Below are 252 nucleotides of genomic sequence, written 5' to 3' on the forward strand. Positions count from 1 at the left end.
GGAAAATGCACGGTTGGATTCGAACGTGCCGAAGTTGTCGAGTTGGAGGATCTGAAACCAGAATACAATACCGGTGGTCTTAAATTGGTTGAGTCATTCAATAGCCAACTCTTGGACGGCATTCGCAAGCGTTTACCGACACTTATCAACGAAGCTATCTACACAGAGGTTGCTGCGTCTGGCTACGGTGCAAGTTTCAGGAAGCACGCCTGTGAATTGATTTCTCGCAACTAGACAACAGAAGCCATCTTC

Annotated in this window: 1 protein-coding gene; it reads left to right on the top strand. The window is 47.2% G+C overall.

Features of this window, described 5'->3' with window-relative positions; genetic code table 11:
- Window positions 1–234: hypothetical protein (locus tag SAY88_RS25360; RefSeq protein ID WP_332635209.1), on the top strand; the 234-nt coding region annotated here is incomplete at its 5' end.
- Window positions 235–252 lie beyond the last annotated feature (18 nt).

Source organism: Halalkalibacter flavus (assembly GCF_036663575.1).
GTDB classification, from domain to species: domain Bacteria; phylum Bacillota; class Bacilli; order Bacillales; family Bacillaceae_D; genus Halalkalibacter; species Halalkalibacter flavus.